Raw genomic sequence first — 22,351 nt, forward strand, 5'->3', positions numbered from 1 at the left:
CCTGAATCTTCGGGAGAATTCGATGCATTCCCATTCCATCGAACAATGGACCCATGACCACGCGTTCCTGGGCGAGAAGCACGACGAGAATGAACGCCGCACCTGGTTCGTGGTCGTCCTCACGCTGGTCATGATGGTCGGCGAGATCGTGGCAGGCTCGCTGTTCGGCTCGATGGCGCTGCTGGCCGACGGCTGGCACATGGGCACACATGCGGCGGCGCTCGGCATTGCCGCCTTCGCCTATCGTTTCGCGCGCCGGCACCTGGGGAATGCGCATTTCGCCTTCGGCACCGGGAAGTTCGGGGATCTTGCCGCCTTCGCCAGCGCGATCATCCTGGGCCTGATTGCGGTCGAGATCGCCTATGAGAGCGTGCTGCGGCTGTTCACGCCGGTGCCGATCGTCTATGGCGAGGCCATGGCCGTGGCTGCCCTCGGCCTGTGCGTCAATCTCGCCAGCGTGTGGCTGCTGCGCGATAGCCACGATCATCACGATGACCACCATGGCCATGCGCATGACCACGACGATCATGACCACGATGATCACGGCCATCATCATCACCACGACAACAACCTTCGCGCGGCCTATGTCCATGTCATGACCGATGCCGCGACCTCTGTGCTGGCAATCGCCGCGCTCGCCGTCGCCATGTATTCGGGCTGGGTCTGGGCCGATCCGGCGGTGGGCCTGATCGGCAGCGTCGTGATCGCGAGCTGGGCGTTCGGCCTAATCAAGTCATCTGGGGCGGTGCTGCTCGACGTGCGCGCCGACGAGAAGCTGGAGCGGGTGATCCGGGCGCGCATGGAGGTCGGCGACGACCGCGTGACCGACCTCCATCTCTGGCAGGTCGGCCCCGGCCATTGTGCCGTGCTGCTCTCGGTGGTGTCGGACAAGCCGAAGCAGCCGGCCGTCTACAAGCGGCGGCTCTCGGGGCTGAAGGGCCTCAGCCACGTCACGGTCGAGGTCGAGACCTGTCCGCATTAGCGGCGAATGAACGTGAATTCTCGCATCACGAGAAGACGTTCGTATTATTTATTGTGAGTTGTGCATATATGCCGCGGATGCGACCCCGTCAGGCATTTCGGAAATCGTGATCTGGATCATAACCGAGCGGCCGTGTGCGCGGTATGGAGTCACGTGCGCTCGATGGGGGCTGCCGCCGAATTGGCAACTGCCGGGCAAGGTCCGGTCAACATCAAGGAAGTGGAAGGCATCGGCCTTAAGGGCCATTCACCTGAGAGTCCGGTCAGTGGCGGGCTTCGGAGAGACGAGCAATGGGCCTCGTACAGCAGGACACTGTGGTCCTCTTGGTCGACCTCGTCGAGTCCGTGCGGCTGATGCGAGAGCACGAGGCATCCGCGGTGCGTCGATGGACCGACTTCGTCCAACTTGCCACCAGCCAGATTCTGCCGCGTTATCGCGGCGGCCTCGTGAAAAGCCTTGGAGACGGGTTGATGGCCCGCTTCGAGTCGGTGGCTGATGCCGTCAATGCCGCGGCCGACATGCACCGGAGTATCGCTGTTCAGAATAGCGGGCGTCCCGAACATCAACACTTCCAGCTTCGTGCAGGGATCAACGCTTCCACCGCCTGGAGCGACGGCATTGACTTCTATGGCACCGGTATCAACCTTGCGGCCCGGCTCGCAACCCTTGCCGGTCCCGGTGAAACGATCGCCAGCGAGGCCGCGCATGAGCAACTAGCGGCAGCTCTTGCCAGCCTGGCCAAACCGGGGGAGACGATTGGGAGCGCTGCGGCGCGCGACGAGCTGACGCACGGGGTGGATGCGCTGTGCGAAGATTTGGGCGACTGTATCCTCAAGCACTTTGACAAGCCGGTTCGCGCCTACCGCGTTGGTCCGGCCAGTCCACATCCGACCCTCGCCGCTCGGCGAGACTATGGTACTCCCATGGAGCCGACGATCGCCGTCATACCGTTCGACGCACGCAAGGACGCGGAGGAACATCTCGACATCGGTAACCTGATCGCGGACAGCGTGATCTGGCGCCTATCCAAATCGGCGAACCTCAAAGTGATCTCGCGTCTGTCGACCAATATATTCCGCGGCAGGGTCAGCGATGTGGCGGAAGTATCGGCGCATCTCGGTGCCACCTACATTCTCAGCGGCAGCTATGTGGTCGATGCCGACCGGATATTGGTGACAGCGGAACTGTCGGCGGCGCGAACCAACCGGGTCGTCTGGACCGACCGCCTGGGCGGCAATATCGGCGACCTGCTGCAGCCGGAGAGCGAACTGGCTCACCGCATCGCCGCTGCAGTTCATCTGTCGGTCTTCGATACCGAGGTCGAGCATATCCTGACCCAGCCGTTGCCGACGCTGGAGAGCTATTCGCTGCTGCTTGGCAGCATCCGCCTGATGCACCGGTCGAGCAGGGAGGAGTTTCTCCAGACACGCAAGGTTCTGGACGAACTGATCAATCGCCACAGCCGGATAGCTGCCCCACGCGCCTGGCTCGCTAACTGGTACATCCTGCGCATGACGCGCGGCTGGTCTGAGGACCGCAAACGCGAAGCCACCGAGGCCTTGAGCGCCACTCGCGCAGCGCTCGACCGCGACCCGTCCGACGCGCTTGCGCTTGCGACCGAAGGCTTCGTCTATTGTCACATGTTGAAGGACCTGGACGCTGCCCGAAGGCGGTGTGAGCAGGCCGTCGAAGCAAACCCCAGCCACGCGCTGGGCTGGCTCTACCGCGGCACCGTCAATGCCTTTAAGGGCGAGGGCGAGGCGGCCGTGGAAGCAACGCGGCGCGCTCTGGGGCTCTCGCCGCTCGATCCGCAGCGCTATTATTTCGAGTCTCTCGGCGCCACGGCGCTCCTATCTGCGCATCGATACGAGGAGGCGGAAAGGCTCGCGCGCTCATCTCTCGTTCTCAATCGCATGCATCCGTCCACCTGGCGGGTCCTTGCCATCGCACTGGTTTCGCAGGGACGGATAGCGGAGGCCCGCGAAGCCCTGGGCAAGATGCGCGAACTCGAGCCGCAATTGACCGTGGATCGATATATCGGGCGCCTTCCGAATGCGCAGCTCGAAACAGGCAGGCACTGGGCCCGCTGCCTGGGAGTGGCAGGATTACCGACGACAGGCTGACGAACCTCATACCGACTTGTTTTCACAAGGAGACAGGCAATGGCTCAACTAGGCGGAGCGGGAGGAGCAGGCGGCGCAGGTGGTGCTGGCGGAGCCGGCGGCGCAGGGGGGGCAGGAGGTGCAGGCGGAGCGGGCGGCGCCGGAGGGGCCGGAGGGGCGATGCTTGGCACACTCGGCGACGTCTGGGCCAATCCTATCATGGTGGATGCACTCATCCTCGAGCGTGAAGGGATCACCGTTCCCGAGGGGCCGCCGCCAGTTTGCTACGCTCCGGGATTGCCCAGCATTGAAGATCCGGTGCAAATAGAGCGCTGGGAACCCTGGGTTCGTGCCTTTGTAGCCGTCGGCGAAATGCTGCAGGGAATCAGCTTTGCGAAAGTCGGGACGGGAGCCGGCACCGCGTTCCAGGTTTGGTCGTCCGGATCGTTGGTCGCGGAAATCCAACGTCCGGCGCCGGCAACATTCGTGGCGCAGATCCCGATGGTTCTCAGTTGGGCCGAGCTGCGCAGCGAACGAGCCACTGAGATCATGGCGCAGATTGATCCCCAGTACGCCTTCTGGTCGTCGATCGTCAATCTGCACCCAGATCGCACGAGGCGTACGTTCGAACTCATCAACATGGTGCTGCAGTTCTGCGTCTATGTGGAAATGCGCTTCAAGCACGCGCTGGCGTGCTGGCGCCCGGTCGAATACAACGCGCAAGTGCAGCCGATGATCACGACGCCGGGTCACGGCACCTTCCCGATGGGACACGCTACGCAGACCTACGCGGTGGCTCAAGTGTTGAAGGCACTGCTCAATCTCGCACCGAGATACCCGACGGTGATCGAGCAGCTCGACCGTCAGGCGGCGCGCATTGTGACCAATCGTGTCGTGGCGGGCCTCCATTTTCCGGTCGACAGCATGGCAGGGCGCATGTTGGGCGTGACGCTGGGCGAGTATTTCGTCGGACGTTGTCTGGGGAGCACAGCATCGAAGAGCCGCACGTTCAATGCCAGCTACATCGACAGCAATGCTGGGACGGACTTCAATCCGTTCAGCCCGGACCAGCAGTTCGCTGCGAACAAGTTTTATTCGGAATCTCCGGAAGGGCCGATCACACAATCCCTCATAATGAATGAGCTTTGGGGAAAGGCCAGGACGGAGTGGACGGATTGGTACAAATTCACCTAGGCGAGGCTTCGTTCAGCGTGATGCAGCGGAGGACCTTCCATGGCCAAGGAATTGCCGAAATCCTTCGACCCGTATCTCCGGTACGCGATCGGGAGCGACTTCAAGAACTTCGAGTTTTTCGACGAGCAGAATTCGAAGCTGTTCCTGTTCGTGGAGCTCAAGACGGCCGAGCTGGCCGATGACTTCAAGACCGCAATGAGCCGTCACGGCCTCGGCGCCGAATTCGGACTGACCAGTCCGAATTCGCGACATCTGACCATGCGGGCTTACCGGGCGGCCGTCGCGGAGGAAAGTTACCAGGCATGGAACGACAACGTATCCCGGGTCGAGCTGTCTCTGCCGTTGAAGCCGACGGCCATCGAGAAGGGCGCGTTCCGCAACAGGTCCGCGAGCGCAGCAGCACCGACATCGCTCCTCATTGGCGTGATCGACGATGGCTGTCCGTTCGCCGCCGCTCAGTTCGTCAAATGGACCGCGGGTGTTGCGACCGGGACGCGCGTGCTCGGCATCTGGGATCAGAACGAGGATCCAGCCAGAGCCCCGATCCCGGTCGGCGCCGACGTCTTTGGCGAGAAGCCGTTCGACTTCAATTACGGCCTCGAGTTCTTCCGAGAGTCCGGAGCTGGCGTGATTGGGCTCGACGACTGGATCCAGTTGCATAAGAGGGCGAACACGATCGACGAGGATGGCTGCTATGCGGATGCGGGTTTCAAGACGCTCAAGCATCGGCGTTCGCATGGCGCACACGTGACGGACGTCCTCGCAGGACGCATTCCACCCTCGGCACGCATCGCGCGGCGCGATCCGCCGAGTTGGAATCCCGGGGATCCCTTAACGGATCCCGCTTGCGAAGCTGATATCGTGTTCGTGCAATTTCCGGAGAGCTGCCTTCGTGATGCGACCGGTGTTTGGCTGAAGGGTTACGTCGCGGATGGGATCGAATACATCATGTCGTTTGTCGATTCCCGCATAACGAACGTGGTGATCAATGTCAGCTACGGACCGACGACCGGACCTCACGATGGCACCTCGGAACTTGAGAACAAGCTGAGGGAGCTTGTCACCTATTACGACGGCAGTTCCGGAAATCCAAAACTTGATATTTTTCTGTCCGCCGGCAACGCGTATCTGGGCGAGGGGCACGTCCGTTTCGTCAGGCAAACCATGGCAGACCCCGACCATGTCGAATGGACGTGGCGTCTTCCTCCCGACAACACCGTGCTCTGCTTCGCCGAAGTCTGGATGAAGAAGAACCACGCGGACAATGTCATCGTTACGCTCACCTCGCCCGGCGGTCGCAGCTCCTCGTCGACCACCGGACCTGCGCCCCCCGGCCCACCACCCCCGCCGCCCGCTGTACCAGCGCTTCCGCCCTACACCGGCGCGTATGCCCCGGTTGACTGGGGTGACAACAGGGTGTGGCTGATTGCGGTCGAGCCCACCATCGCGGGAGCCGGCATGGTGCCCGAACATGGGAATTGGAAAATCAAGGTCGAGGGCATCGAGGTGGGGCACGAGGTTCATGCCTATGTGGCACGTACCGATCCGAACATGAACATGCGCACCGGCGCCAAGCGCTCGTATTTTGTCGATGCCGGATGGGAGGCGGGCCGCGCGGCCGAGGCCGGCTGCATGTATGCCGGTGGGGAGTTCGACAAGAGCGGATCGCTTGTTTCTCGCCTGGGCACCCTTAACGGGATTGCGACGGACAGCGTCGCGGGTGTGCACGTGGCCGGCGGCTACATTCTTTCGGCGCCAAAACGCAAGTCGCCCTATTCGTCGGCGGGTCCTGCACGACCCGGGCCCTACCCACTGCGAGTCGGTCCCGACTACGCGCTGTTCTGCGACGAGTCGGATGCTCTCCAGGGCGTACGCGCCGGAGGCAATCGAAGCGGCGCCGTGTTTCGCCTCGTCGGCACCAGCGCCGCCGCGCCCCAACTCGCGCGACTGGTTGCGGACGGGATGTCGTTAACGGCACACGATCCGCCAACCAATCCTCCGGACGAGAAGCGAGGCGATGGCGATCTCGATTCGCCGTGATGTGTGGGCGAAGAGCGCGCCAACGGGAAGCGCACTCCCTTCGGGGTAAGCGTCCCGACGAGAAGGTGGAGCGGGTGATCCGGGCCCGCATGGAGGTGGGCGACGATCGCGTGACCGACCTCCATCTCTGGCAGGTCGGCCCCGGCCATTGTGCCGTGCTGCTCTCGGTGGTGTCGGACAAGCCGAAGCCGCCGGCCGTCTACAAGCGGCGGCTCGCGGGGCTGAAGGGCCTCAGCCACGTCACGGTCGAGGTCGAGACCTGCCCGCATTGACGGGCCGTGCGAACGGACCCGCCGCGTTGTGCTGCTGCCACCAGGCTGGCAGCAGCGACGTGCTAACGCCTCGGAGGAACTCCGTGACGGGAGATGGCGGTGGGCGAGTGGGCCGGAGTTGCGATCGCGCTGGCGTCGAGCAGCTTCGGTGGGACCGCTGCGGCCATTACGCGCTATCTTGTCGATGGCGCCGATCCCGTCCTGCTCGCGATCCTGCGCTGGGGGATCGGCTTTCTCTGCTTGTTGCCTTGCGCGCTTCTGCTCGGCGTGCGGTGGCCGCAGCGGGCCGACTGGCCTGTGGTGATGCTGCTCGGCATCTGCTTCTTCGGCCTGTTCTTCATCCTCTATAACATCGCGGTCTCCTACACGACCGCCGCGCGCGCCAGTCTCGCGCTGGCGACGTTGCCGCTCCACACCATGATGGTCGGCGCGCTGCTCGGCGTGGAGCGCCTGTCCACGCGCAAGGTCACGGGCGTCGGCATCGCCGTGCTCGGCGTGGCGGCGGCGCTTGCCGCGGGCCTCGCGCAGAGCCCGCCCGGCGCCTGGCGCGGCGAGTTGATCATGACCGGCGCCGTGTTCTGCATGGCGTTCTACAACGTGTTGTCACGTCCGCTGATGCAGCGCTCCAGCGCGCTCGGCTTTCTCACCGTCGGCATGGGCGCGGGTGCCGGGATGCTGGTGCTTGTGGGCCTGGCGAACGGCAGCTTTGCGGCGCTCTCGCGCTTCACGGCGGCGCAGTGGATTGCCGGCGTCTATCTGGGCATTGGCGGCGGCGCGCTCGCCTTCATCCTATGGGTCATGGCGCTGGCGCGGGCGACGCCGACCCGGGTCGCCAATACGATGACGGTCAATCCGATCGCCGCGGCTCTGCTGGCGGCGCTGCTGATCGGCGAACCGATCACGGGAAATCTTCTGGTCGGGCTGGTCGCGGTGTTCGCCGGTATCTGGATTGCGACCAGCGAGGCAAAGGCGGCTTAGCTCCGCGGCGCGGTCGCCGTCGGCGGGCTCGCCTCCGGCGTCTTCTTCGGCTTCAGCGTGCCGGCATAGAACGACAGCAGCCAGACCAGAAGGAGGGCGAGGAGGTAGACGCCCCAGGCCTGCGGCGGCGTGGTCGCCCAGCGCAGGAGGCCTTTGAATGTGCGGGGCGGGCCGGCATCATCGCTCATGGCTCGCTTCTGCGCGAAAGCGGCTGCGCCGTCAATCCGGCGGCCGCTCGGGGCGGATCAGGAACAGCGCCACGAGTGCCGAGAGGCTGAGCGCAGACGAGACGATCAGCACCTTGGCGCCCATGAGGTCGATCAGCAGGCCGAAGGCGAGCGGCGCCACCGCCTGCGCCATCCGTGCCGGGGCGCCGATGATGCCGAGACGATAGCCGAAATCTTTCGGGCCGAAGATCGACAGCGGTAACGTGCCGCGCGCGATCGTCAGGATGCCGTTGCCGGAACCGTGGAACAGCGCGAACGCGCTCGCCGCAGCGCCGCCGAAGATCGCAACGATCACGGCTCCGAGCGGGTGGGTGAGGCAGGCGAGGCGCGTCGACCACAGCGGATGGAAGCGGCTGAGGAAGCCGGCCTCGAGCATGCGCGCCCCGACCTGGGCCGGGCCGATCAGTGCGCCGGCCGCGATGGCTTCGGCCGGCGTGGCCCCCGTCGCCTCCAGGATGCGCGGGAAATGCGCGGCCATCGCGCCGGTGACGGTCCAGACCGCCGCGAAGATGAAGGCCAGCAGGAACATGGTGCGGTCGAGCGGCAAATGCGGCTTCGCGGTCGCGGCCGCGGCCTGCTTCGCGCCCTTGATCGCCGGCAGCATGAAGAAATTGAGCGGCAGGCCGATCAGGACGTTGGCGGCGGCCCATGCAAAACAGGTGTCGCGCCAGCCGATATGGGCGATGCCCCAGGCGGTAAGCGGCCAGCCGACGGTGGAAGCGAAGCCCGCCATCAGCGTGATGCCGGTGATGGGCCGGCGCGCCTCGGTGCCGTAGATGCGCCCCAAAGCTGCGAAGGCGGCGTCATAGAGCCCCATCGCCATGCCGATGCCGAGCACGAGCCAGGCGATCGCCATCACCGCGATCGATTGCGAGAACCCAAGGAGCACGAGGCCGGCAGCGATGATCAGGTTCGAGGCCGACAGCACCTGACGGCCGCCGACGAGATCGATCTGCCGTCCGATGCGCGGGCCGAGCATGGCCGAGATCACCAGCGCGGCCGAAAACGCGCCGAAGATCCAGTTGGAGGAGACGCCGAGGTCGTGTGCCATGGGATCGGCGAGCAGCGCCGGCACATAATAGCTCGAAGCCCAGGCCAGGGTCTGCGTGGTGCCGAGCGCCAGGATGATCGGAAGCTGGCGCTGGGTCATCCGCGCGGGCTTCCGATTTCGGCCGACGAAGTCATCATCGCCGACATTTGCCGTTCGGGCGGCGAGGGCGTCAACCGGCGCTGCGACATATTCGACCTGCAGGGGACGGGAGCCTGGTGCACACGCGAGCCTGCGCCTTTCGCTCGTCACGAATGCACGCCATAATGGCGCATGCAATTGACCTCGCGCCTTGCGCTGATGAACTGGCTGACCGGCCAGGGGCTCACGGGCCTGCCTGAAAACGAGCTGCTCCGCGGCTTCTGCGAGCGCTGCTGCGCCGAGGGGCTGGAACTGTCGCGTGGCCTCGTCGTCATCGACACGCTGCATCCGATCTATGAGGGCCGGGGTTTCCGCTGGAGCGATCGTCCCAGCAACGAGAGCGATGCGTTCGAATACGGCTCGACCGCAGACGGCGACGCCGCCAGGAGCTGGCGCCGCTCGGTGTTCTTCCACATGCTAGAGAATGGCCACGACGAGATGGTGATCGATCTCGCCGATGCGCCGTCGATGGATTTCTCGCAGATCAGCGAACTCGCCGAAAAGGGCCACAAGCACTATCTCGCCTTCGTCCACCGCTTCGGCGAGAATGGTGCGCTCGGCCTGATGGATTGCCTCTACTCCTGCTGGACCACCCGCCGCGAGAGCGGGTTCTCCGGACTGGAGCTGGAGGCTCTGCGCGATCTCGTGCCGGTGCTGGGGCTCGCGATCAAGTCGGCCCAGCAGGTCGACATCGTGCGCACGCTCGGTCGGGTCTATCTCGGCCGCGATGCCTCCGAACAGGTGCTGCGCGGGCGCATCTCCCGCGGCGTCACCGAGCGCATCAACGCGGTGCTGTGGTATTCGGACCTGCGCGGCTCGACCGGGATCAGCGAGAGCATCGGCCCCGACGAGATCATTCCGTTCCTGAACGACTATGCGCAGACCGTGATCGACGCGATCCACCACGCCGGCGGCGACGTGCTGAAGCTGATCGGCGATGGCGTGCTGGCGATGTTCTGGGGCGAGGATATGGCGGATGCGCGGCGGGCCGCGCTGCGGGCCGAGCACCTGTTCCGCAAGAATGTCGCTGCGCTGAACAAGCGGCGGGCGGCGGAGGGCCGTCCGACCACGTCGGCCTATGTCGGCCTGCATGTCGGCGAGGTCTTTTACGGCAATATCGGCAGCGAGGACCGGCTTGATTTCACCGTGGTCGGCCCGACCGTCAACGAGGTCAGCCGCATCGCCTCGATGAGCCGCTCGGTCGACCGCGAACTGCTGGCCTCATCCGAGTTCTATGGTGGCCTCGATGCCGCCGGCCGGCGCTATCTCGTCTCCACCGGCCGCTACGCCCTGCGCGGCATCGGACGCGCGCAGGATCTGTACACGCTGGATCCGGAGGTCGACGCGAACGAGCCGGTGACGGGGAGCTACGAGCGCTACCTGGCGAATTGAACTCGCGGCGACGATCTAGCTAGCATTGCGCCGCAGCTTCGTCCCCTACCATGTCCGGCTGCCGGTCCAGCGCCACCGCCGGTGACAGCAGGATCACCAGCGCCTGCAGGCCGAAGACGGCGGCGGCGAGATAGAGGCACGCTTCCGCGCTCCAGAGGCCGCCGACGATCGCGCCCAGCGCCGAGCCGAGCGGACGGGCGCCATAGCTCATGATGTTGATGGCGGAGACGCGTCCCAGGAGGCGCGGCGGCGTCACCGACTGGCGCAGCGTCGTGGTCGAGATCACCCACAGGATCGGACCGACCCCGAGCAGGAAGAAGCTCAAGGCCGCAAGCCACGGCGAGGGCAGCGGCACCGTCAGCGCCATCACCAAGGCGGCGACGAAGCCGGTGACCGGGCCGAGTCCGACCACGGTGCCGAAGGCAATGCGCTGCATCACGCGCGTGGCGAGGAGCGCGCCGATCACCATGCCGACACCGTACATCGTCAGCACCGCGCCGACACCGGCCGCCGTCAATCCGAGATGGCGCACGGCATAGGGCACGAACACCGCGATCTGCAGGAACCAGCCGGTGTTGAAGATGAACTGGGTGATGAACACCGGCCGCAGCAGCGGATGGTGGAACACGAAGGCCGCGCCTTCGCGGATTTCCTGGAGCGGATGGCGTCGCGGCGCCGGCCCGCGCGCGGGCTCGTAGATGCCGGAGAGCAGCACGACGGCCATGGCCGAGAGCGCTGCGGCAAAGCCGAAGGCCGGGCTCGCGCCCCACCATCCCACCAGCGCGCCGCCGAGCGCAGGGCCGCTGGCGAAGGGGCGATGGTGCGCGCGAGCTCGATCCGCGCATTCGCCGCGGGCAACAGCTCCGAGCTCACCAGCGAGGGCACCAGCGCCGGCGCCGCGACGCTGAAGACGACGGTGCCGCACACGGCAGCGAAGCCGAGCAGGGCCAGCAGCGGCAGGTCGAGGGCCCCCAGCGCCAGCAGGAGCACGATGGCGGCGAGCGCTGCGGCCCGCAACGCCTCGGCGCTCGCCATCAGCCTGCGCCGGGAGATGCGGTCGGCGAGCACGCCGGCGGGAATGGCGAACAGGACGAAGGGCAGAGTGAGCGCGGTCTGCAGCAGGCCGGTCTGGCCTTCGGCCACCCCGAGCGTCAGCACGGCGACGATGGGCGCAGCGGCGAGCGCGATCTGCTCGGCCGATTGCGCCGCGAGATTCGACCAGGCAAGGCGACTGAAGGTGTCAGGGAGGCGAGGGGGCGTTGACATGGCTCATATCCTGCAAAGGCGAATTGGCGCCATTGTTCACCCTGACGACCACTGGGCCCACCCGCTTCCCGACAACAGGCGCGACCAGCAACAGGCCTGGGCGTGAACGGTGCGGCTAGATGCAGTTGCAAATGAGTTGCAATAAGAAAGAACTTGGGTATTGTGCCGGCATGGATGCCCTATCGCCCCACCTGAACCCCGAATCCGCCGGTTGGCGTGCCGACGCGCCCACCACCAAGAGCCTCGCCGAGGTCAATGCCACGGTCGCGGTTCCGCGAGCCGGCCACTGGTCGCTGCGGCTGCTCGCCTTTGTCGGTCCGGGCTATCTCGTCTCGGTCGGCTACATGGACCCCGGCAATTGGGCGACCGACCTCGCCGGCGGGTCGAAGTTCGGCTACACGCTGCTCTCGGTCATCCTGCTCTCGAACCTGATGGCGATCCTGCTGCAGTCGCTGGCCGCGCGGCTCGGCATCGTCACCGACCGCGACCTCGCGCAGGCGTGCCGCGCGACCTATTCGCCGGCGGTGAACTTCCTGCTCTGGATCGCCTGCGAGGCGGCGATCATCGCCTGCGATCTCGCCGAGGTGATCGGCACCGCGATCGCGCTGAAACTCCTGTTCGGCATTCCCCTGATCGGCGGCGCATTGCTCGCCGCGCTCGACGCCTTCCTGCTGCTGCTCCTGATGAACCGCGGATTCCGCTTCCTGGAAGCCTTCGTCATCGCGCTGCTGGCGGTGATCGCGGTCTGCTTCGCGGTCCAGATCGTGGCTGCGGCCCCGCCGGTGGCGGAGGTCCTGCGCGGCTTCGTGCCGAAGACCGAGATCTTCACCAATTCCGACATGCTCTACATCGCGATCGGCATCATCGGCGCGACCGTGATGCCGCATAATCTCTACCTGCACTCCTCGATCGTGCAGACGCGTGCCTACGAGCGCAACGACACCGGCCGGCGCGAGGCGATCAAATGGGCGACGGCGGATTCCACCATCGCCCTGATGCTGGCGCTGTTCATCAACGCCGCGATCCTCGTCGTGGCCGCTGCGACCTTCCACAAGAGCGGCCATTCCGATGTCGCCGAGATCGGCCAGGCCTTCGAGCTCTTGTCGCCGCTGCTCGGCCTCGGCATCGCCTCGACGCTGTTCGCGGTGGCGCTGCTCGCCTCCGGCCTGAACTCGACGGTGACGGCGACGCTCGCCGGCCAGATCGTGATGGAAGGTTTCCTCGACCTGCGCCTGCCAAGCTGGGCGCGCCGCCTGCTGACGCGTGGCATCGCCATCATTCCCGTGATCATCGTCACGGCGATCTATGGCGAGCGCGGCACGGCGGATCTGCTGGTGTTCAGCCAGGTCGTGCTGTCGATGCAGCTGCCTTTCGCCGTGATTCCTTTGGTGCGCTTCGTCTCCGACCGCCGCAAGATGGGTCAGTTCGCGATACCGAGATCGGTCGCGGCGATCGCGTGGATCGTGGCGGGTGTCATTGTGGTTTTGAATCTGAAGCTGCTCGCCGATACGCTGTTCGGGTGAGGAGCGCGAATGGTGATTGGCGAATAGCGAATGGAGTTCTAATCCCTATTCGCCACTCACCATTCGCCTTTTCAATCCTGCGGCTCGGACGCGGCATCGCCCTGCGCGTCGATGCGCAGCCAGCCTGAGGGGGCCAGGCGCTGCTGCGGCAGGAAGCGGGCCTTGTAGTCCATCTTCTTGGAGCCTTCGATCCAGTAGCCGAGATAGACGTAAGGCAGGCCTTGCCGGCGGGCGCGCGCGATGTGGTCGAGGATCATGAAGGTGCCCATCGAGCGGCCGACCTGGCTCGGCTCGAAGAACGAATAGACCATCGACAGACCGTCGCTGAGCACGTCGGTCAGGGCGACCGCGATCAGCTCCTCGCCGCGGCCGGTGATGCCGCTGTCGGGGCCGCGCTTGCGGTACTCGATAATGCGGGTCTCGACGTGGCTGTCCTCGACCATCATGGCGTAGTCGAGCACGGTCATGTCGGCCATGCCGCCGTGGCGGTGGCGGGCGTCGAGATAGGCGCGGAACACCGAATATTGCTCGGAGGTGGGCACCGCGCTGCGCTGCTCGCCGATGATATCGGCGTTGCGTGCCATCACCTTCCGGAAGCTGCGGGAGGGCCGGAACTCGTTGGCGATCACCCGGACCGAGACGCAGGCGCGGCACTGGTCGCAGGCCGGCCGGTAGGCGATCGACTGGCTGCGGCGGAAGCCGCCATGGGTCAGGAGGTCGTTGAGGTCGCCGGCGCGGTCACCGACGAGGTGCGTAAACACCTTGCGCTCGTGCCGGCCGGGCAAATAGGGGCAGGGCGAGGGCGCCGTGAGGTAAAATTGGGGGGTGTCGCGCGAGTGCTGGGTCAAGGGACGTCGTGGGCCTCCGAACTGAGCATCAGCATCGCGCTACGGAAGCCCCTGGTCAATCGGTCTGCTCGGCAGGTCAGATCACTCAGCTTAGTCGATCCTGGTTGACAGGTTCTTGATCAATACGGTCTTGCCGCTTGAGGCACGGGCGCGCGGACGGAATTGTTGATCACGACCGTGCCCAGCACGAAATCGTGCAGCAGGCGACGGCGGCCGTTGAACAGGCCGACCAGCACCACGAGGGGCGACAGGAACGAGACCGTGACCCAGAACAGCACGGCATGGGTGGCGCCGAGCACGAAGTAGCCGGGCGCGCCGTACCAGGTGCGCAATTCCAGGTCCATGACCCGCATCCCGATCGTCGCCGACGACGGACCGCCGATGCAGGCGCCGTAATAGACGATGGCCCAGACGACGGAGGCCGGCCAGGCAATCCAGAACAGGGCCCAGCCGATGCCGAGGGTGACCACGCCGAACAATGCGATGAAGACGTAGCCGAGGATCACGGGCACCGAGATCACGACCATGTCGATCAGGAACGCGAACACCCGCCGCGTCGCCACGCCGCGGAACAGTTCCGGATGCAGGTAGGGATCGTAGGCGTGCGGCTGCACCCCGCCGTCATTGCGCCAGACGCCTGAATCGCTCGAGTCATACGACATCGTCCGTCCTCCCGCGAGGAAAACCCCTCGTGTCACGACATGGGAGCAGACCATGCCCGTGCCAAGGGCGCGCGGGCGCCAGCAAACCGAAATATTCCGGCGATTCGGGGGCGGGGGAGGCCTGACGGTCGGGGGCCGACATCGGCGCCACATCCTCGGTGTCGTCCCCGCGAAACGCGGGAATCCATAACCACAGGGAGGAGTTTGGCGAAGACTCGCAGTTCATCCTTCGTCTGTACGACCAGCGTGTACCATAGATGGATCACGCGGTATGGGTCCCTGCGTTCCGCAGGGACGACACCGAAGATGGAGCTTGAGCTTACCCCTGTGTCCGCAGCTTCTCCGCTGCCTTCGGCGCGAAATAGCTCAGCACGCCGTCGGCGCCGGCGCGCTTGAAGGCGAGCAGGCTCTCCATCATGGCACGTTCGCCGTCGAGCCAGCCGTTGTTCGCGGCGGCCGCGATCATCGCGTATTCGCCTGAGACTTGGTAGGCGAAGGTCGGCATCGCGAATGTATCCTTCACGCGGCGGACCACGTCGAGATAGGGCATGCCGGGCTTCACCATCACCATGTCAGCGCCCTCGGCGATATCGAGCTCGACCTCGCGCAGCGCCTCGTCGGTGTTGGCGCTGTCCATCTGATAGGTGCGCTTGTCGCCGGTCAGCGTCTTGGCCGAGCCGATCGCGTCGCGGAACGGGCCGTAGAAGGCGGAGGCATATTTGGCTGCATAGGCCATGATCTGCACATCGAGCAGACCTGAGCGATCCAGCCCCTCGCGGATCGCGGCGACGCGGCCGTCCATCATGTCGGAGGGGGCGATGATGTCGCAGCCGGCTTCGGCCTGCACCAGCGCCTGGCGCACCAGCACCGCCACCGTCTCGTCGTTCAGGATCTTGCCGTCGGAAATCAGGCCGTCATGGCCGTGGCTGGTGAAGGGATCGAGCGCGACGTCGCAGAGAATGCCGATCTCCGGAAACTCCTTCTTGATCGCGCGCACCGCCTGGCAGACCAGGTTGTCCGGGTTGGTGGCTTCCGAGCCTTCCTCGTCGCGCAAGGAGGGGTCGGTGTAGGGAAACAGCGCGATGCAGGGGATGGTCAGCTTCATCGCGCGCTCGGCCTCCCGCACGGCCTGGTCGACGCTGAGGCGGTCGACGCCCGGCATCGAGGCGACCTGCTCACGCTTGTTGTGGCCGTCGATCAGGAACAGCGGCCAGATCAGATCGTCGGTGGTGAGGACGTTCTCGCGCACCATGCGCCGGGCCCACTCGGCCTTGCGGTTACGGCGCGGACGGACGGTCAGATCGAGGGCATGGGGCACTGCCGTGCTATCCCGGCGCGAAACCTCGCGCAATTCGATCGGACGTCCGTATTTGATCGCCATCACTCTTCCTCCGGCTGGAATTATTCTTATACCAGCTCGCACGGTTCCCGTCACCGCGGCTTGACCTGCCGCAAGGCAGAATTGAACTGACTTGGCAGCCGATTGATTTTGCGGCGCGAAGCAGCCAGAAGGGGCCATGTCCGAGATCTCCACCCGCGATGCGGCCCGCGACGGCGCCCAGGCCAGGGACGCCGCCCGAGACAATGCCAGAGAGAGCGCGTTGTCGGTGGCGGCGATCTCCTCGGAGCGCACCCAGTCCGATGATAATGTCTGGACGCGCCGGCTGGTGCTGTTCCTGCGGGTGATGGCGCTGCTCTCGATCCTGAAGGGTCTCTATCACTGGGCCCAAGTGACGGGCTTCGTCGGCGGCGAGGACGAGGCGTTCGAGAACCAGTCGATGGCCTGGCAGGCCGCGACCGTCTACTTCGCCGTGATCGAGCTCGTGGCCGCGGTCGGCCTCTGGCTCGCCACGCCCTGGGGCGCGGTGGTGTGGCTCACGACCGTGGTGTCGATGGCCGTGATCGAGCTGATGTTCCCCGGCATCTACGGCGGCAGCCTCGTCGTGGTCGGCGTCGAGGTCTTCATGCTCGCCGCCTATCTCGCGCTCGCCTGGATGGCCGCGCGCGAACGGCCACCGTAGGCGTCGCGTCGCGCGCAAATTCTCGTGCGCCGGACGCAATGCAGCGCGCCGCACTTGCGGCGTGATGCGTTGCAGAGCCGGGGCCCATCTCTCCAACATCTCGCTTGCAGCTCTGGATCCCGGATCTTCGCTTCGCTCGTCCGGGACACGAGAGTAGCGTCAACGGCGTTGTGCGCGTTTGGTTGACCGTTGGTTGCGTAAAATTCGACGTAAGTTTTCGCTAACCAGCCGGTTCCGCCACAGCTGTTACGCGCCCGTTTCGAAACGGGGCGGGGCTGTTCTGGAATGCGACAACGGGCGCGGACGGAGGGTGAACAGGACCTTGCGAAGGTCAACAGACGGTTGCGAAAAGCCCTTGTGGCACAGGCTTAATCCGCAATTCACTGTCTTAAATTCATGATCTCTTTATTCTCTTATTTAAGCCGATCTTCAAACGGCCCCCTTAAGTTGCACCTATCAGGCGGGACACAAGTTTCGTCGAATAAGTGTCGATAAAAACGACAACAGGGGAAGTGTCATGATGAAAGCCGTCGCAACTGCGGCAGATACCGCAGAGCGCGTCTCCGGCCAGCAGGGTTCGGTGCAGTCGCTCTATCTGGAAGCTTTGACTCTGGTGGAGCGGCTGCATCGCCGGCTCCTCGACGTGATCAAGGATGAATTCGATCGCCGCGGCCGTGCGGACATCAACTCGGTCCAGGCGCTCTTGCTCTACAACATCGGCGACAAGGAGCTGACCGCGGGCGAGCTGCGCACGCGCGGTTACTATCTCGGCTCCAACGTCTCCTACAATCTGAAGAAGCTCGTCGAGCTCGGCTTCCTCGATCATCAGCGCTCGCGCGTTGATCGCCGCTCGGTGCGCATCCGCCTGACCCCGCAGGGCCAGGAAGTCCGCCGCATCGTCGACGCGCTCTACCAGAAGCACGTCAAGACGGTGGAGCAGGTCGGCGGCATCTCCGGCGACGAGTTTGCGACCCTCAACAAGTCGCTGCACCGCCTCGAGCGGTTCTGGACCGACCAGATCCTCTATCGCCTCTGAGCTTTCCGAAGGGATCAAGGCCAAGCCGGCCCGCAACAAGACCGGCAGCCTTCCCGAACGTGCCTGACCTCCCCAAGCGCGCCGGCCCGGATCTTCCGGACCGGTGCGTTTTGTGTTCTCGCACCTGCGAAAAAATGTGCCGGCCCCTGAGGAACCAGTTCCGGGCTGGGCGCTTATCTCCTTCGGATCGGAGAGATGTCGATGCTGGTCGAGCGCGGGCTTCGGGCGATGAACGTGGAACTCGTCAGCGAGGCCTATGGCATCGCCGCGAATTACCTTCGCCGTTCCGGCGCGATCCCCGACACGCTCGTCACTGACGAACGCCTGCTCGGCGTCATCGTCAAGCTGCTCCAGCAAGGCGAATTCAACAAGATCAGGCTGGCCAACAAGGCGATTGCCCGGTTCCAGGCGCAGATCGAGGCCAGGGCGGTTGCCTGATCGAAACTCCCAAAATCGCGACCAACCAGAGGATGCCATGGAAGCTGCCATCGACCGCATCATGCAGACTTATGACCTGCTTGCCAACCGCACCGCCGCGGCCAGCGAGGAGGCCCGGGCCAAGGTCACGAACTATCTCAATACGTTGATGGAGGCCGGCGAGAAGGACCCTCAGAGGTTGACGGTTTGCGGCCTGACCTATCTGCGCCAGCTCGACGGCAGCGTGGATCCGGTGAAGGCGGGCTATACGGGGCTGTGAGACGGCACTGGGTCGGGCCGGTGGCTCTCGGCGTGAGATGAGGCCCCAGCGGCCCTGTCGAGATATTGCAGAGGAATGGTTCCATAGAACCGCTCCCGCGCCGAAAACCTCCAATCCCCCACCACATCTTGCATAAATATCAGTCTCGACCCGCAACTACTTGGCCTGTTGCGGGCGATGTGGTAGATCGCGCTCGCCGCTTCCGATCGCCACACCAGACCCGTCCGTAGCCCGCCAAAAGGCTGCGGGGGTGGAGATATTCGCAAGATGACCGCACCCAAAACCGCCTCCGCGCCCGATTCGTTTTTCACCGCCTCGCTCGAGCAGGCCGATCCGGAAATCGCCGCCGCCATCAAGGGCGAGCTCGGCCGGCAGCGCCACGAGGTCGAGCTGATCGCCTCCGAGAACATCGTCAGCCGGGCCGTGCTGGAAGCGCAGGGCTCGGTGATGACCAACAAATACGCGGAAGGCTATCCGGGCGCGCGCTATTACGGCGGTTGTGAGTGGGTCGACGTCGCCGAGAACCTTGCGATCGATCGCGCCAAGAAGCTGTTCGGCGCCGGCTTTGCCAATGTGCAGCCGAACTCCGGCAGCCAGATGAACCAGGCAGTGTTCCTGGCGCTGCTGCAGCCCGGCGACACCTTCATGGGGCTCGATCTCGCCGCCGGCGGCCATCTCACCCACGGCTCGCCCGTCAACATGAGCGGCAAGTGGTTCAAGGCCGCGCACTACACCGTGCGCCGCGAGGACCAGATCATCGACATGGATGCGGTGGCCAAGCAGGCCGAAGAGGTCAAGCCGAAGCTGATTATCGCCGGCGGCTCGGCCTATTCGCGCGCCTGGGACTTCAAGCGCTTCCGCGAGATCGCCGACAGCGTCGGCGCCTACCTCCTGGTCGACATGGCGCATTTCGCCGGCCTCGTCGCCGGCGGCGTGCATGCCTCGCCGGTGCCGTATGCGCACGTCACCACGACCACGACGCACAAGTCTCTGCGCGGTCCGCGCGGCGGCCTCATGTTGTGGAATGACGAGACGCTGACCAAGAAGCTCAACTCGGCGATCTTCCCGGGCTTGCAGGGCGGTCCGCTGATGCATGTGATCGCGGCGAAGGCGGTCGCTCTCGGCGAGGCGCTGCGGCCGGACTTCAAGGTCTACGCCAAGAATGTCGTCGAGAACGCCAAGGCGCTGGCGGAAGCGATGAAGAGCCACGGCTTCGACATCGTCTCGGGCGGCACCGACAACCATCTGATGCTGGTTGATCTCAGGCCGAAGGGTCTGAAGGGCAACGTCTCGGAGAAGGCGCTGGTCCGCGCGGCCATCACCTGCAACAAGAACGGCATTCCGTTCGACCCGGAATCGCCCTTCGTCACGTCAGGGATTAGGCTCGGCACGCCGGCCGCGACCAGCCGCGGGTTCGGGGTGGCCGAATTCCAGCAGGTCGGCGGCATGATCGCCGAGGTTCTCAACGCGATCGCGCAATCCTCCGACGGCAAGGCGCCGCTGGTGGAAGCTGCGATCAAGGAGCGGGTCAAGGCGCTCACCGACCGGTTCCCGATCTACCAGTAAGGCCAAGAAAACTGATCAAGGCAAACGGATGCGCTGCCCGAACTGCAACAGTCTCGATACGCAGGTAAAGGACTCGCGTCCGACCGAGGACTCGGCCGTGATCCGCAGGCGGCGCGTGTGCGTCGCCTGCAATTTCCGCTTCACCACCTTCGAGCGCGTGCAGCTGCGCGAGCTCACGGTGATCAAGCGCAACGGCCGCCGCGTGCCGTTCGATCGCGACAAGCTGATGCGCTCGGTACAGATCTCGTTGCGCAAGCGGCAGGTCGAGCCGGAGCGGGTGGAGAAGATGGTCTCCACCATCGTGCGCGAGCTCGAGACCGGGGGCGAAGCCGAGATCTCCTCCGAGGTGATCGGCGAGACCGTGATGGAGCATCTGCGCACGCTCGACGACGTCGCCTATGTGCGCTTCGCTTCGGTCTACCGTAATTTCCGCGAGGCCAAGGATTTCGCCGACGTGCTCGGCGAGCTCTCCGGCGAGGAGGAAGCGCGGCTCGCCGCGATCCGCAAATGATCTTCCGCATCCTGGAAGACCAGTTCGCGCAGAAGGCCCGCGAGGCCAAGGAGGCCGATCGCCGCTTCATGGAGCTTGCGCTGGCGCTGGGCAGGCGCGGGCAGGGGCGGACCTGGCCCAATCCGGCCGTGGGCGCCGTCATCGTCAAGGACGGCGTCATCATCGGCCGCGGCTGGACGCAGCCGGGAGGACGGCCGCATGGCGAGCCTGAAGCGTTGCGGCGCGCGGGCGAGGCGGCGCGGGGCGCCACGCTCTATGTCACCCTGGAGCCATGCTCGCATTTCGGCAAGTCGCCGCCCTGCGCAGATGCGGTGATCGCTGCCGGCATCAAGCGGGTGGTGGCGGCGATCGAGGATCCCAATCCTGAGGTCGCAGGCCAGGGACATGCGCGTCTGCGCGCTGCCGGCATCAATGTGGATGTGGGTCTTTGCTCGGCGGAGGCTGCCTTCGACCATACCGGCCATTTCCGCCGCATCAGGGATCACCGCCCTCATGTGATCCTCAAGCTCGCGGTTTCGCCCGACGGCAAGATCGGCGCGGCTGGCGGCAAGCCGTTTGCGATCACGGGTGAAGCCGCGCGCGACCGCGTGCATCTTCTCCGCGCGCGCAGTGATGCGATCCTGGTCGGCATCGGAACGGTGCTGGCGGACGATCCGCTCCTCACCTGCCGCCTGCCGGGCATGGCGGCGCGCTCGCCGGTGCGCGTGGTGCTCGACCAGAGCCTGCGCATTGCCGCATCGAGCCAGCTCGTGCGATCCGCGCGCGAGACGCCGCTCTGGGTGGTGGGGTCCGAGCTCGCCGAGGCTGCTGCCGCCATGCGGCTTGGCGCGGCCGGTGCGCAGCTCATTCGCGTGTCGCCGGGGGGCGCGTCCGGGCTCGATCTTGCGGCCGCGCTGCACGCGCTGGCCGAGAAAGGGATCACGCGGCTGATGGTCGAGGGCGGCAGCCGTGTCGCCGCGTCCTTCGTTGCGGCCGATTTCGTCGACGAGATCTGGCTGTTCCGCGGGGCGGAAACGGTGGGCTCCGGCGGTGTCGATGCGCTCGATGCATTGCCCCTGTCGAAAATCACGCATTCGCCGGCCTACAAGGTTCATGCTAGCGAGACCTTCGGCAAGGATACTCTCACCATCTACGAGCGCGCCTAATGTTCACCGGCATTGTCACCGATATCGGCGAGATCGTCAGCTTCACGCCCACGGCGCAGGGGCAGCTGCATCGCCTGCGCATCGCCTGCCGCTACGATCAGGGCACGATTGCCGACGGCGCCTCGATCGCCTGCAACGGCGTCTGCCTGACTGTGGTTGCCTCGGGCGTGGAAGGCGGCAAGGGCTCTGCTCAAAGGACCTGGTTCGACGTCGATGCGGCCGCCGAGACACTGGCGCTGACGACGGCAAAGCACTGGAAGCTGGGCACGAGGCTCAATCTCGAGCGCGCGCTCAAGATCGGTGACGAGCTTGGCGGCCATATCGTCGCCGGCCATGCCGACGGCATCGCGACCCTTCTCAGCCGCGAGGATCTGCCCGACATGGCGCGGTTCGAGCTCTCCACCACGCGGGAGCTGGCGCGGTTCATCGCCACCAAGGGCTCGATCACGCTCGACGGCGTGTCGCTCACGGTCAATACGGTCAAGGACGTGAGCTTTTCGGTGCTGATCATCCCGCACACGCTGATGGTCACGACGATCGGCGACTGGAAGGCGGGGGACGAGGTCAACATCGAGGTCGACCTGATGGCCCGCTACGCGGCGCGGCTGACGGAGATGAAGTGACCGGCAAAGCCGGTCATTCCGGGGCGCGAAGGTGCGCAATTGCGCACCAGAGAATCTCGAGATTCCGGGTTCGGCTC

Annotated in this window: 20 protein-coding genes and 2 pseudogenes; 16 read left to right on the forward strand and 6 right to left on the reverse strand. The window is 65.2% G+C overall.

From position 1 onward, the window contains the following. The first annotated feature begins 22 nt into the window (after positions 1 to 22). From dmeF to IVB23_RS38380, 6 genes and pseudogenes are all read left to right on the forward strand, one after another. A complete protein-coding gene (dmeF, locus tag IVB23_RS38355; RefSeq protein ID WP_197969636.1) occupies positions 23 to 982 on the forward strand; it encodes a CDF family Co(II)/Ni(II) efflux transporter DmeF in 960 nt (319 codons plus the stop codon). A 290-nt stretch (positions 983 to 1,272) separates the two neighbouring features. Beyond that, a complete protein-coding gene (locus IVB23_RS38360; RefSeq protein ID WP_197969637.1) occupies positions 1,273 to 3,105 on the forward strand; it encodes a tetratricopeptide repeat protein in 1,833 nt (610 codons plus the stop codon). Positions 3,106 to 3,264: 159 nt separating this feature from the next. Further along, the gene (locus IVB23_RS38365) at positions 3,265 to 4,278 is read left to right on the forward strand and encodes a hypothetical protein (RefSeq protein WP_197969638.1); all 1,014 of its coding nucleotides are present in this window, start codon (positions 3,265 to 3,267) and stop codon (positions 4,276 to 4,278) included. Positions 4,279 to 4,317: 39 nt separating this feature from the next. After that, entirely contained in the window at positions 4,318 to 6,318 is a 2,001-nt protein-coding gene (locus tag IVB23_RS38370) for a hypothetical protein (protein WP_247802050.1), read from the forward strand. 56 nt (positions 6,319 to 6,374) lie between these two features. Then, a pseudogene (locus IVB23_RS38375) lies at positions 6,375 to 6,590 on the forward strand (cation transporter); the annotation flags it as partial. A 99-nt stretch (positions 6,591 to 6,689) separates the two neighbouring features. Further along, positions 6,690 to 7,568 (forward strand): DMT family transporter, encoded by an 879-nt coding sequence (locus IVB23_RS38380; RefSeq protein WP_247802051.1) that lies wholly within the window; start codon positions 6,690 to 6,692, stop codon positions 7,566 to 7,568. Here IVB23_RS38380 and IVB23_RS38385 read toward each other — a convergent pair. Together IVB23_RS38385 and IVB23_RS38390 are read right to left on the reverse strand one after the other, a co-directional pair. Next, positions 7,565 to 7,756 (reverse strand): hypothetical protein, encoded by a 192-nt coding sequence (locus IVB23_RS38385; protein ID WP_061877761.1) that lies wholly within the window; start codon positions 7,754 to 7,756, stop codon positions 7,565 to 7,567. The genes IVB23_RS38380 and IVB23_RS38385 overlap by 4 nt on opposite strands. A 31-nt stretch (positions 7,757 to 7,787) precedes the next feature. Further along, positions 7,788 to 8,945: an MFS transporter gene (locus IVB23_RS38390; RefSeq protein ID WP_247802052.1), complete on the reverse strand. Its 1,158-nt coding sequence runs from the start codon at positions 8,943 to 8,945 to the stop codon at positions 7,788 to 7,790. A gap of 171 nt (positions 8,946 to 9,116) precedes the next feature. Here IVB23_RS38390 and IVB23_RS38395 point away from each other — a divergent pair, with 171 nt between their 5' ends. Then, positions 9,117 to 10,376 (forward strand): adenylate/guanylate cyclase domain-containing protein, encoded by a 1,260-nt coding sequence (locus tag IVB23_RS38395; protein WP_197966777.1) that lies wholly within the window; start codon positions 9,117 to 9,119, stop codon positions 10,374 to 10,376. Positions 10,377 to 10,395: 19 nt separating this feature from the next. Here IVB23_RS38395 and IVB23_RS38400 read toward each other — a convergent pair. Continuing rightward, positions 10,396 to 11,642: pseudogene (locus tag IVB23_RS38400) on the reverse strand (MFS transporter). Positions 11,643 to 11,812: 170 nt separating this feature from the next. On the opposite strand from IVB23_RS38400, the gene IVB23_RS38405 reads away from it, so the two are divergent. Continuing rightward, complete coding sequence (locus IVB23_RS38405) at positions 11,813 to 13,165, forward strand: Nramp family divalent metal transporter (protein ID WP_247802053.1); 1,353 nt, start codon at positions 11,813 to 11,815, stop codon at positions 13,163 to 13,165. 71 nt (positions 13,166 to 13,236) lie between these two features. Here IVB23_RS38405 and IVB23_RS38410 read toward each other — a convergent pair whose 3' ends face one another. The 3 genes from IVB23_RS38410 to hemB form a co-directional block, all read right to left on the reverse strand. After that, complete coding sequence (locus tag IVB23_RS38410; RefSeq protein ID WP_061877765.1) at positions 13,237 to 14,013, reverse strand: arginyltransferase; 777 nt, start codon at positions 14,011 to 14,013, stop codon at positions 13,237 to 13,239. Positions 14,014 to 14,132: 119 nt separating this feature from the next. After that, entirely contained in the window at positions 14,133 to 14,675 is a 543-nt protein-coding gene (locus IVB23_RS38415; protein ID WP_247802054.1) for an RDD family protein, read from the reverse strand. Positions 14,676 to 14,994: 319 nt separating this feature from the next. Next, entirely contained in the window at positions 14,995 to 16,056 is a 1,062-nt protein-coding gene (gene hemB / locus IVB23_RS38420; protein WP_247802055.1) for a porphobilinogen synthase, read from the reverse strand. A gap of 136 nt (positions 16,057 to 16,192) precedes the next feature. On the opposite strand from hemB, the gene IVB23_RS38425 reads away from it, so the two are divergent. From IVB23_RS38425 to IVB23_RS38460, 8 genes are all read left to right on the forward strand, one after another. Beyond that, positions 16,193 to 16,696, forward strand: a complete 504-nt coding sequence (locus IVB23_RS38425; RefSeq protein ID WP_035674874.1) for a DUF6163 family protein — start codon at positions 16,193 to 16,195, stop codon at positions 16,694 to 16,696. Between the two features lie 517 nt (positions 16,697 to 17,213). Beyond that, entirely contained in the window at positions 17,214 to 17,732 is a 519-nt protein-coding gene (locus IVB23_RS38430) for a MarR family winged helix-turn-helix transcriptional regulator (RefSeq protein WP_025036696.1), read from the forward strand. Positions 17,733 to 17,933: 201 nt separating this feature from the next. Continuing rightward, positions 17,934 to 18,170, forward strand: a complete 237-nt coding sequence (locus IVB23_RS38435; RefSeq protein ID WP_061877855.1) for a hypothetical protein — start codon at positions 17,934 to 17,936, stop codon at positions 18,168 to 18,170. Between the two features lie 37 nt (positions 18,171 to 18,207). After that, positions 18,208 to 18,429 (forward strand): hypothetical protein, encoded by a 222-nt coding sequence (locus IVB23_RS38440; RefSeq protein WP_247802056.1) that lies wholly within the window; start codon positions 18,208 to 18,210, stop codon positions 18,427 to 18,429. Positions 18,430 to 18,696: 267 nt separating this feature from the next. Beyond that, positions 18,697 to 19,995, forward strand: a complete 1,299-nt coding sequence (gene glyA / locus IVB23_RS38445) for a serine hydroxymethyltransferase (RefSeq protein WP_061877768.1) — start codon at positions 18,697 to 18,699, stop codon at positions 19,993 to 19,995. A 28-nt stretch (positions 19,996 to 20,023) separates the two neighbouring features. After that, complete coding sequence (nrdR, locus tag IVB23_RS38450; RefSeq protein WP_061877769.1) at positions 20,024 to 20,506, forward strand: transcriptional regulator NrdR; 483 nt, start codon at positions 20,024 to 20,026, stop codon at positions 20,504 to 20,506. Continuing rightward, entirely contained in the window at positions 20,503 to 21,651 is a 1,149-nt protein-coding gene (gene ribD, locus IVB23_RS38455) for a bifunctional diaminohydroxyphosphoribosylaminopyrimidine deaminase/5-amino-6-(5-phosphoribosylamino)uracil reductase RibD (protein WP_247802057.1), read from the forward strand. The genes nrdR and ribD overlap by 4 nt, the downstream gene beginning before the upstream one ends. Beyond that, the gene (locus IVB23_RS38460; protein WP_247802058.1) at positions 21,651 to 22,274 is read left to right on the forward strand and encodes a riboflavin synthase; all 624 of its coding nucleotides are present in this window, start codon (positions 21,651 to 21,653) and stop codon (positions 22,272 to 22,274) included. Before ribD ends, IVB23_RS38460 begins: the two co-directional genes overlap by 1 nt. The last annotated feature ends 77 nt before the right edge of the window (positions 22,275 to 22,351 follow it).

This window comes from Bradyrhizobium sp. 191 (assembly GCF_023100985.1).
In the GTDB taxonomy this organism is placed as follows: domain Bacteria; phylum Pseudomonadota; class Alphaproteobacteria; order Rhizobiales; family Xanthobacteraceae; genus Bradyrhizobium; species Bradyrhizobium diversitatis.